Here is an 11860-nt window from a genome sequence, read left to right on the forward strand (position 1 = left end):
TTAATTATGAGTATTAAAGTTATTTTTTAGTTTAATTTCTAAATAAGTAAAAATAATCCCACTTAATTTAATATACTTTTCACGTTTATTTTTTAGATCATCATTATTTTGTAGTTAAATTAGCGTGTTATTGTAAAATTTAGTGAAAATTCATATTATAATGATAATAATTCTCATTATTTTTCTTGGTGCAATAATGCCTTTTGTTAAAAAAAGCTTAACTTTAATGATGCTGTCGACGGGAGGGCTTTTCGTTTCCTCTTTAACATTTGCAAATACAGATAGCAGTGAAGAACAGAAAAAAAGCACAGCAACGCTTCCCACCATTGTCATTGAAGCAATGAATGATGGTGACCCAATAAAAACATATGTGGACTATAAACAAGCCAATGTTACGAGAAATGGTTTAGATAAAAAAGATATACCACAAACGATTGATACAATTGATGTTTCGAAATATAAGCTGTATGGCGCAAATGATTTGAGTGTTATGTTACAAGGCACACCAGGCGTTTCAACCAGTTATGATATGCGTGGTGATGGTATTATGCTGCGTGGGTTTAGTGCGGATTCTGGAGATATCTATCGTGATGGTGTGCGTGAAAGTGGACAGATACGTCGTAGTACCGCCAATGTTGAACGAATTGAAATTTTAAAAGGTCCTGCATCTGTATTATATGGCCGTAGTGGCGGTGGTGGTGTGATCAATATGGTTACCAAATATGCAAATTTTGATTCGGGAAGCTCAGTTGGGGCATACGTGGGTTCTTATGATAATGTTGGCGGAACGCTTGATATTAATAAAGTACTTAATGATAACTGGGCTGTACGTTTGGTTGGTGAAAAGTCCGATACCAATAGCTTCCGTTCCGATATCGGCGCCAATGAGGAAATGATTTCTCCAAGTGTGACTTATCGTAGTGATGATGAAAAACTACTTTGGACGACCGAATTTACTTACGACAATATACATCGAGTTCCTGATCGTGGTCCTTCCTATGAGAACTTGCCTACAGGGACTTCAATTAAGATGGGGTTTGCTCAATCTGGAGATTATGTAGAAGATATTCTTCAAACAATGCGTATAGATGTTAAATATGAATTTGCGCCAAATTGGAAATTTCATTGGGGTTTAAGTCATCGTGAGTCGGAACAAAATTTTGATCATTTTTATTTAGGCTCTATGTGTACTGCAGATGTGAAGCCAACGAATACAAATAAAGGATGTTATAAAGGTTATGTCAATCAAATTTATTATTGGCAGCAAACAACCAATAAAACCACAACCAATACTTGGGATATAACTGGTGAGTTTAATACTGGGGCGATTAAACATAATGTTCTAGTGGGTACTGACTGGTCTTATGAACAGCGAGAACCTTTACTATCAAATAAAAACAAGGATGGCTCATTGATTTATGGATTTGTGAATCCACTAACAGGTGATCGTTTTAGTAACCGTGGCACAGGGCATATTACGACCTCTCACAATTATAATGAAGGAACAAATTATGCGCTTTTCCTTCAGGATCTCATTAGCTTTAATGATCAGTTTAAAATGATGTTAGGTGGGCGTTATGATTACTATGAGTCAAAAACCACAAATAAATTAGAGAGTTCAACATCATACCGACAATCACGTGCAGTTAAAGATGAGACATTTAGCCCAAATGTAGGTTTTGTATGGCAACCCGTCCCTGAACAAAGTCTATATGCATCTTATAGTCGAAGTTTTTCACCCTTTGGCGGCAATATGGGCGTCAATGTTATAAATGCAACGGATGATCTAAGTGCATTTAATTATGAGCCGCAATATCTTGATCAATATGAAGTGGGTATAAAAAGTGATTGGCTGGATTCTAAGCTAAACACACAATTATCTGTATTCAATATTAAAAAACATAATATCCGCGCACGTAAAGATCCAGATGATAATAACTCGCCTTATGTTGTTGTTGGTGAAAATGAATCTAAAGGATTAGAGTTTAGTTTTATTGGTCAGGCACTGAATAATATTTATGTTCGAGGTGGCTATGGTTATACAGATGCCAAAATTACTAAACATGATTTAAGACCTGAATTGGTTGATAATAATTTACGCAATGTTTCCAAGCATACAGGCAATTTGTTTGTACGTTATCTTCCTACCGAAAAAATTTATGGCGAGGTTGGTGCAACCTATATGGGGGATTATTATACTTCTGATGAAAATACCACCAAAATGCCAGATTGGACTCGTATCGATGCTGCAATTGGTTATAAAGACGATAAATGGGGTGCGACGATTGCTGTGAATAATTTAACAGATAAAGAATATTGGCGTTCAAACGCTATGCCAGGTACTCCGCGTAATTATTTATTTCGCGTGAACTATTTCTTCTAAGCTTTAATCTCATTGAAAATAAAGCTGTTTAATACCCATGATAGCAATTGAATCGATGGGGATAACAGTATCATAAAGACTGATTTATGAATTTTTCGTCAGTACATTAAATAAACCACCCAATTGATTTGGGTGGTTTTTTATGTCTAGCAGATCAGCATTAATGTGCAGCTTGTTGTTCTGACTGAATCGCCGTCAATGCAATGGTAAAGACAATATCATCTACCAATGCACCACGCGACAAGTCATTTACAGGTTTATTTAAACCTTGCAGCATTGGACCAACACTGACCACATTAGCCGAGCGTTGAACTGCTTTATAGGTGGTATTGCCTGTATTGAGATCTGGGAAGATAAATACATTGGCACGCCCAGCAACTTGAGAGTCTGGTGCTTTAGAGCGTCCAACACTTTCAACAGATGCAGCATCATATTGTAAAGGGCCATCAATCAGTAAATCTGGACGACGTTGTTTGGCAATTTCCGTGGCTTTTGCAACTTTTTCAACTTCCGCACCTGCACCTGAAGTACCGGTTGAATAGGAAATCATGGCAATACGTGGATCAATACCAAATGCTTTTGCCGAATCTGCAGATTGAATTGCAATCTCTGCCAATTGCTCAGCATCTGGATCAGGGTTGATCGCGCAATCACCGTATACATAAACTTCGTCTGGCAACAGCATAAAGAAGATTGAAGAGACCAAGGAGTATTCTGGTGCAGTTTTGATCAGCTGGAATGCAGGGCGCACTGTATTGGCGGTGGTGTGCACAGCACCAGAAACCAGTCCATCGACTTGATCAAGTGCCAGCATCATTGTACCGAGTACCACAGTATCTTGCAGTTGCTCACGTGCTTGTAATTCGTTGAGTTTACCTTTGCGTAATTCAACCATTTGGGTCACGTAGTTTTCACGAATCAGATCTGGATCAATAATTTCTAAATCCACAGGGAGTTCAATATTACGTGCTTTAGCGACTTCAAGTACCGCTTCAGGTTTTGCTAACAATACACATTGCGCAATACCACGAGATTGACAAATTGCTGCGGCTTGAATGGTACGTGGCTCATCGCCTTCAGGCAGTACAATACGTTTTTTTGCAGCAATTGATTTTTGTACCAATTCATGACGGAATGCAGAAGGAGATAAACGGGGTTTATAGTCACCATTCAACATTTGGGTCAACCATGCTGGATCAATATGGCTTGAAACGAAGCGGGTCACTTGATCGGCACGTTCAGTATCATCCACAGGAATTTCATTGCTTAAATTGGCAAGTTGCTGTGCTGTTTCAAAGGTACTGAGTGGCGTATGTAAAATCGGTAGACCATTTTTAATTGCAGACTGGCAGAACTCTAAAACCAATGGATTTGGCTCATGGTGTTCAGTTAAAACCAAACCTGCGAGTGGAATGCCATTGCTGGTGGCTAAACTACTGGCCAATAACACATCAATACGATCGGAAGCACTGATAATCAGTTCGCCTGCAACGAATTTTTGTAGCTCATGTTCAATATTTGACGCAATTAAGCTGCTGTGCAATACACGGCGTGTGTTGGCTTTGCCCTGATTAATCCATGTGGCTTGAATTTGTTTTGCTAAGTCTGAGATGCGAGGCACACTCAAGGTGTCACTGAATGGAACTAAGCCAATAATTGGAAATGTTGCTGAACCAATGTGTGCATAAGTTTTTTGAATTTCAGTTTTAAATTTTTCAGTATCTGCAACTAAACGTAAGCTTGGATCAATGGTCACCGGAATTTGTGCAGATTCAGCAGGTAAACCGCGGGTACGCATAAACAATACGCCTGCATTACGCGATGATGATGCACCACCAAAATTACGTACTTGTGCTTCAACTTTTTCAGCAGTTTGTTCTGGTTTTTCGATATTGGCATTACTGACAAAGATAACTTTTGCATCCAAAGCTTGCGCCAAAGAAGCATTTAAATCACTGGCAAAAGCATCACGTGCAGTAGGGACTAAGCCTTCTACAATCACAATGTCATGGGACTTTGCAATTTGGCGTTGTAAGCTGACCGCTTCTTCAAGGAGCTCATCAGTTTCACCATCATTGAGCTGTTGTGTGATTTTTGCATAAGCTATCGGTTCAACCGTATCTAATTTTGAGATATGACGGTAAAGCGCAGTGGTGCGGTCTGGTTCAGCAACTAATTCTTGTGAAAATGGTTTTACAAAGCCTGCTTTGACGCCTTGGCATTCCAATGCATAGACTAAACCTAAACACGCAGACGTTAAACCTACGCCTTCCCCAGTTGGAACCAATAAAATTGTTTTCATAGACGATTCTTTAATCAGTAAAAATATGTGAATTCATGGATAAATTGAAGATGAATATCTCAAATCATCTGCTTCACTCAACATCTTTTTGGTGGTGTATACAGTGATCGCAAAACGATATTCATCTACAAGACTGGTTTATATATTTATGCCAGCTTAAGCGATTACAAAACAGCTTTATATCAAAATCTGGTCAAGATCATTTTTAATAACGAGCTTGAGTATGCTGCTATTTCAACAGGTATACCCAAAGCTCGTACAAAACTTACGACAGCTTAAGCTGTCGCAATATCAGATTCAGGCTTTTTTGCGGCCTGTTGTACCTCGTGTTCTACAACATGAACGGTTTCTTTAGCAATACGACCTTCTTCATCGGTTGGTATGACCCAAATTTGAGGACCTGTTCCAGCATCAATTCGACCTTCTGTACCACGTTTTAAACCATCATTCTGTTCTTTGCTGAGGTTGAAACCGAAGTGTGGTAAGTAAGCGATCGTTTTTTCACGAATATAGGCAGAGTTTTCACCAATACCGCCAGTAAAGAACAGGCCATCGATACGTGGTAAACCGCAGCTTAATGCCGCAAGTGATTTGGCTAAACGATAACAGAATACTTCAATCGCCAAAGTCGCATCTTCATTGCCTTGTTCTGAGGCTTCAATCAAGGTGCGCATATCATTTGAAAGATCTGATAAGCCCAGTAAGCCTGATTCACTGTTCAGCATTTTATCAATTTTATAGATGTCCCAGCCCAGATTTGAAGCAAGAAAACTATGAATACTTGGATCAACATCACCACTACGGGTACCCATAACCACACCTTCAAGCGGAGTCAGTCCCATGGAGGTATCGACACTTTGACCATTCCAAATGGCGCAAGTTGAGCTACCATTGCCTAAGTGTGCTGTTAACCAACCGCCATGTTTGTAGCTACCCGCAAGTTCAGAACCACGTTCAGAAACATAGGCATGACTGGTGCCATGGAAACCATAACGACGAACATTGTGTTGTGTATACAGGAACTTTGGTAAAGCATAACGATATGCATGTGCAGGCATGGTTTGATGGAATGCTGTATCAAATACTGCAACTTGCGGTAATTCGGGGAATAGGCGCATTGTCGCATCGATACCGACTAAATGAGCAGGGTTATGCAGTGGTGCAAGTGGTGTTGCTTCACGAATTTTTTCTACAATTTCAGGCGTCAATAACTCAGCTTTGGTTAAGGTCCCGCCATGAACAACACGGTGTCCAATGGCTTGAGGTTTATACTGTGATAAACGACCTAAGATGGTTTCTAAAGCTTTTTCATGGTCTGCATAGGGAATTGAAAGCTCAAGCGGTTGATTGCCCGCCGTGATTCCTTTAATACGTGCATCAGCAGAGCCTAGATTTTCTGCTAAACCAAAGATTCGATCTTCACGACGTTCAGAAACAAGCGCATATTTGATTGATGAAGATCCGCAGTTAATTACTAATACTGATGTAGACACGTTTGAATACCCGAAATTATAATTTAAAAAAGTCATCCTGATTGATCTGATTATGCTTGTTTATAAAGGGCAAATTAGATCAGCAGTCATGTTGTACCATGTGTAGTTTTTTTGTCCTAGATAGACTTTAGGTGATTAGACTTTTGGACTATCGACCTGATATTGATTAATAATTAATATTTATCAATTGATTGTTAAAAATTATCACTCATTGTTGTTTTAATCTATCTGCATTCTATAGTTTCTTGTAAATAATCTTGTCCTATCCAAAGGCAATCTTTGCGTCTTTCTAAAAGACAAGCACATATTTTTTATCAAAATTTTAAATTGATTGATGTTTTTACTGTGCATTAAAAATAAAAACTCAGCACTTATGTTTGAGATAAATGCTGAGTCGAGTTATTCAAGCTTGGAATCAATGACGAATTTGACCATCGCCTAAAACAATCCATTTTTGCGAGGTTAAACCTTCAAGACCGACTGGACCACGGGCATGAATTTTATCGGTAGAAATACCAATTTCAGCACCTAAACCGTATTCGAAACCATCAGCAAAACGCGTCGAAGCATTGACCATAACTGAACTTGAATCTACACGGGTTAAGAATTGACGCGCTAAGCTAAAGTTTTCAGTGATGATTGCATCGGTATGATGTGAGCCATATTTGTTAATATGTTGAATGGCTTCTTCAATCCCAGTCACAATTTTCACTGCCAAGATTGGACCTAGATATTCTTCATACCAATCTTCTTGACTGGCTGGTTTTACAGCATTGCCTAAGATTTTTTGAACATTGATACAGCCACGCAATTCAACGTTTTTTTCTGCATACAGCTCAGCGATACGGGGTAAAAACTCTTCCGCAATTTTTTCATCAACCAACAATGTTTCCATTGCATTACACACACCATAACGATGTGTTTTTGAGTTTAATGCGATAGGAAGTGCTTTATGTAGATCCGCCTGAGCCTCAACAAAAACATGGCAGTTTCCATCAAGATGTTTAATCACAGGAATGGTTGCTTCATTGGTAATGCGTTCAATCAAGCCTTTACCGCCACGAGGTACGATGACATCGACATACTCAGACATAGTAATCAATTGACCCACGGCAGCACGGTCAGTGGTATTAATCACTTGTACACAAGTTTCAGGTAAGCCCGCTGCTTTTAAACCATGTTGAATGGCTTCAGCAATTGCTTGATTTGAATTCAATGCCTCAGAACCACCACGTAAAATGATGGCATTGCCAGATTTTAACGCAAGTGAGGCAGCTTCAAGGGTAACGTTTGGGCGTGATTCATAAATCATGCCGACCACGCCTAAAGGCACGCGCATTTTACCAATCTGAATACCTGTTGGACGGAAAGCAAGATCCGTGATTTCACCAATCGGATCGACAAGGCTGATGACATCTTTTAAGCCTTGTAACATCCCTTTAAAGCGTGTGGGGTTGAGTTCTAAACGATCAAGTAAAGCACTATCCAATTGATTGTCACGACCTTTGCTCATGTCAATTTGGTTGGCGGCCAAGATTTGCGGTTGACTATTTTCCAAAGCAGTATAAATCGCAGATAAGGCATTATTTTTTGCAAGTGTAGTTGCGCCTGCCAAAACACTAGCGGCTTGGCGTGCTTGCTTCCCTACAGTTTGCATATACTGTTCAATTGAGTCTTGCATAGCAGTTTATTTGATCATTAAAAATTTCCCTTTGATAGTAGCAGTCTAAGTAAAGCCAAGGAAGTATTTCACTGAAATAAACTTATTTTGCAGCGTTGAAGCGTTAAATATCTTGCAAAATCTTTTGCCATTTAAACTGGATAAACGGTCAATTTAGCGATTGCGTATAAATCACACATCTGTAAGAATGAAACAATAAGGACATTGATGTGATACAGAATTTATACGTATCACGAATTTGAAAGAATAATGCGGGTCAAAATCTTGCATATTAAAAGAATAAAGCAAGGATGGAGGAAGGATATGAATTCCATTATCCAAATGGACACAGAATCACACCAATCTTTATCAAGCTTTGGTTTTTTCGACATATACCACAAAAACAGTTTTAAGCAGGAGCCAAGAACAACTTGGATTGATGGCTGGAAAATTGAGTATATGGCGATCGCAGATCCACGGACAATCCACAATACACCGATTGTGATTGTGGGCGGAGCGTTCCAAAACTTTAACTCATATAAGTATTGTGTTGAGCAGTTCTTTGAAAGTGGCCCAGTCATTTTGATTGATTTGCCCTCTATGGGCGCCAATCAACAAATCACCAATATCGACTCTGGTTTATCTGCGGGGACATTAGAATTACCTGATCTTTCTCGTATGTTGGGACAGTGGCTTGATATTGTCGCGATTGAAAAAGTTGCTGTGGTGGGGATTTCTTTAGGTTCTGTGATTGCTTCATTTTTTGTTGATCAACGCCCTGAACTGGTCGAGAAAATGATCTTGATGGGGGTGATGCAAGAAACCCGTAAAAGCTGGCGCATGTTGTTAGAAGAATCATTGATGTTGATGAAAGAGCAACGTATGGGCGAGTTTGGTCAGGCCGTGATTTTGTATTTAGTTAATCATGCCAAGCTCGATAAAACGCGTATGTCGCCCACAGCCAAAAGATTATTCTTTAAGCAAATGGCTGAATTTTCAAATACTGAACAAGAACGTTATGAAATCAATTGTAATCGTCTATTGCGGTTAAGCCATGTACCGGTTCCTCAAGTGAATACACTGGTGGCATGTGGTCAATACGACAGTTTTACCTTACCGCATGAAAATGCAAACTTTGCTTTGCAATGCCCAGATATGCAGTTTGCAATGATTGCCAATGCTGATCATGTTCCTCAATTACAACGCCGTAAAGAAACCATGACTTTATTCACCACTTACTTAAAAGGTGGGTCGATCCAAGGACTGGATGGGATTGTCAATTTCACACGGGAACAAATGCAGCATATCGAGCGTCGTGGTGAAAATCGTATTCAAGTGCTTGATCCACATCGTCAGTTGACACATCGCCATTCAAATAAAGTGATTCAGGTTGAGGTGGTTGATTTAAATTACTTTGGTTTATTGATGCGTCTTGATCATCAACAAGATTTAGCTTTTGTAAATCAACATACCCGTGATTTGGCTTTAAATTTGAGTGATGATGAAGGTGAGTTTGCGATTGAATGTTTGATTTTTGAAACCTCTGCAGCTGGTGTTCGCGCACTATTTAAGCATGGTAGCTTTGAAAATGCAGATCGTTTATTACGGTTTATTGCACGCCAGACCCAAGCAGTGCAGTTATGTATAGCGCAAGAAGGCGCAGTAGCTTAAGCTTTTGATATATTGATCTGTTAAAAAACCAGTCTTTTGACTGGTTTTTTATTTCTTAGAATTGAAGTATTTAAATCTCGAAGTGTTTATGTTTCGAAGGATTTAAGTCTCGAAATCTCAATAAGTGATTGCTTTAGCGTTGTGCATCAATCATCCACACCAAATCACCTAGATGCTCTTCAGCATTGTATTCAGTTGAATCTGTATTGAAATAGACACGGGGCTGAATCACTTCAACTTTTTGAAAACCAGCTTGGTAGATAAAATTTCTGACTTGTTCTGGTGTGACAAAGTGAAAAGTAAAAGCACTTCGTGACATGACTTTTAACAGCTTGCTGCTGCTCCAAATCACTTTTGCCAATTTGTTTTTTACTGGTTCAGGGTAAAGGTCAGTGAGATAATGCAGACTGTTAAAGTCTTGCCCATAATGGGCAATCGATTGAATCAATTGTTGTAACAGTTCTTTGGTGAAGTAGTTAATTAAACCTTCACTGATCACGACGAGTGGTCGTTGTGGATCAAATACCTCAAAGGCTTTTTTAAAATCCGCTGTAAATAAGTCGACAGACAACACATCTGGGCTCTTGTGATCAATTTGCTTAAGCGCCGCTTGCTTGGTTTTTGCCATATCGGGTAAATCTAATTCACGATAATCAATCAAGGGATAATGTTGTCTAAACCACCAGCCTCTTGGTGACAGTCCAGCGGCTATTTCCAGTACTTGTAAGTCTGGAGACTGTTCAATCAGTTCAGCTAAACGTTCATCCAACATGGTATGACGTTGCTTGAGTGTGGTACGCATACTGCCACCGACGTATTTTTCTCCCCAACTTTCTATTGGGTGGGCAATCATAGCCAAAGTTTTACCTTTGGATGTGGCAAATAAGGGATGAGAAATGCCCATTTGATACCAAATATAGCCTGTGTAATGGGCTGTAAATGAAATATGGCGGTGCTTGGAAAGTTGCTGGTCTGACATAGTTATCCTTAACTTTTATTTTTTCTAATGGGTCATGATGAAAAGCAATTAAAACACGACTAAAAATTTAATTTTGCTTCGTCGTCTTTTTTGATCCTTTGTAACCCTCCTATTGAAAGGAGAATAGCTTAAATCTCTTTAATCATTAAAGGCTTATTAATCATTAAAGGCCTAAGATCCCCCCATTGATCATCAAGAGGGGGCAGCAAAATTAAGTCATCTAGCGCAATATCCTATGGATAGCTCTCTATTGGTTTTAAAGTGAATTTTTAAATTCTTCAATGACTTTTTTGACAGCTTGCCATTCATTTCCAAGATCAAATGTTTCATCAATACTGATCTGTGGAATTTTACCACGCATACGTTCTAAACGTGCTTGATTCGGCAAAGGTAGGTTTTCGATCCCAGCCAATGCAATACATGCCGATTCACGGTTATTACACACCAAGCCCATATCACAACCTGCTTCGAGGGCAGCACGGATACGTGCATCTGCTCCGCCTGCAACACAAGCTGCTTGCATGCTTAAATCATCCGAGAACAGCACACCATCAAATTGAAGCTCTTGGCGTAAAATCGTTTGAATCCAGTAAGGTGAAAAACCTGCAGGATTTGGATCTACTTTTTCATAAATCACATGTGCAGGCATCAGTGCATCCAGCTGGGTTTGTAGCTGAATAAAGCTTTGCATATCCTTGTTATAAATGTCTTGGTATTCACGTGGATCAATTGCTGCAGCAACATGAGAATCTGCTTTTACAGAACCATGTCCAGGAAAGTGTTTTCCTGTGGTTGCCATACCCGCACGTTGCATTCCTTTCATAAATGCGCTGGCAAGCGGCACAATATCTTGTACATTTTTTGCAAAGGCACGATCGCCAATCACATCACTAATGTCATTCAGATCTAAAACAGGTGCAAAACTAAAATCAATCCCTACTGCAAGCACTTCAATTGCCATGAGCCAACCACATTGTTCAGCCAGAGTTAAGGCTTTTTCAGGTTGAGTTAAGTAAAGCTCACCAAAATGCCCCATGGCTGGTAGTAGGGTAAAGCCTTGTTTTAGGCGTTGAACTCGTCCACCTTCTTGATCAACGGCAATAAGAATGTCGGGGCGAATTTTGCGCATATGATCGGTTAAAGCGCGAACTTGAGCGGGTGATTCTATATTTCTTGAAAATAAAATCATGCCACCGACTTGCGGAGTTTGTAATAGTTCAATATCTTCTTGAGTAAGTTCTGTGCCTGCAATATCAAGCATCAATGCGCCGATCATAGGAATCCACGGTTGTATTTATATAAACTGGGAAACAATACCCGATTTCTGCAATGATTTGCTACACTTACTCAGTACAGATTATGCTAAAACTAC

The 11860-nt window shown here is 39.4% G+C and carries 6 protein-coding genes and 2 pseudogenes; 3 read left to right on the forward strand and 5 right to left on the reverse strand.

The genetic code is table 11. The features are described from left to right. The first annotated feature begins 196 nt into the window (after positions 1-196). Positions 197-2383 carry a TonB-dependent receptor gene (locus tag ACZ5QH_RS02800; RefSeq protein WP_303576688.1) on the forward strand — a complete coding sequence of 729 codons (2187 nt, stop codon included), beginning with the start codon at positions 197-199 and terminating at the stop codon, positions 2381-2383. Positions 2384-2543: 160 nt separating this feature from the next. Here ACZ5QH_RS02800 and pta read toward each other — a convergent pair whose 3' ends face one another. The 3 genes from pta to ACZ5QH_RS02815 all read right to left on the reverse strand — a co-directional run bounded on the left by pta (position 2544) and on the right by ACZ5QH_RS02815 (position 7859). Next, positions 2544-4685: a phosphate acetyltransferase gene (pta, locus tag ACZ5QH_RS02805; protein WP_303576689.1), complete on the reverse strand. Its 2142-nt coding sequence runs from the start codon at positions 4683-4685 to the stop codon at positions 2544-2546. 275 nt (positions 4686-4960) lie between these two features. Continuing rightward, a complete protein-coding gene (locus tag ACZ5QH_RS02810) occupies positions 4961-6178 on the reverse strand; it encodes an acetate/propionate family kinase (RefSeq protein ID WP_034610100.1) in 1218 nt (405 codons plus the stop codon). 415 nt (positions 6179-6593) lie between these two features. Beyond that, positions 6594-7859, reverse strand: a complete 1266-nt coding sequence (locus ACZ5QH_RS02815; protein WP_303576690.1) for a glutamate-5-semialdehyde dehydrogenase — start codon at positions 7857-7859, stop codon at positions 6594-6596. A gap of 303 nt (positions 7860-8162) precedes the next feature. On the opposite strand from ACZ5QH_RS02815, the pseudogene ACZ5QH_RS02820 reads away from it, so the two are divergent. Both ACZ5QH_RS02820 and ACZ5QH_RS02825 read left to right on the forward strand, forming a co-directional pair. Beyond that, positions 8163-9210: pseudogene (locus ACZ5QH_RS02820) on the forward strand (alpha/beta fold hydrolase); the annotation flags it as partial. Positions 9211-9287: 77 nt separating this feature from the next. Then, positions 9288-9509, forward strand: a pseudogene (locus ACZ5QH_RS02825) (alpha/beta fold hydrolase); the annotation flags it as partial. A 133-nt stretch (positions 9510-9642) separates the two neighbouring features. On the opposite strand, the gene ACZ5QH_RS02830 reads toward ACZ5QH_RS02825, so the two are convergent. Both ACZ5QH_RS02830 and nagZ read right to left on the reverse strand, forming a co-directional pair. Beyond that, on the reverse strand, positions 9643-10488 hold the full coding sequence (locus tag ACZ5QH_RS02830) for a class I SAM-dependent methyltransferase (RefSeq protein WP_303576692.1): 846 nt from the start codon (positions 10486-10488) through the stop codon (positions 9643-9645). 256 nt (positions 10489-10744) lie between these two features. Then, positions 10745-11764 carry a beta-N-acetylhexosaminidase gene (gene nagZ, locus ACZ5QH_RS02835; protein WP_303576693.1) on the reverse strand — a complete coding sequence of 340 codons (1020 nt, stop codon included), beginning with the start codon at positions 11762-11764 and terminating at the stop codon, positions 10745-10747. Positions 11765-11860: the final 96 nt, after the last annotated feature.

It is taken from the genome of Acinetobacter sp. Ac8, assembly GCF_055392545.1.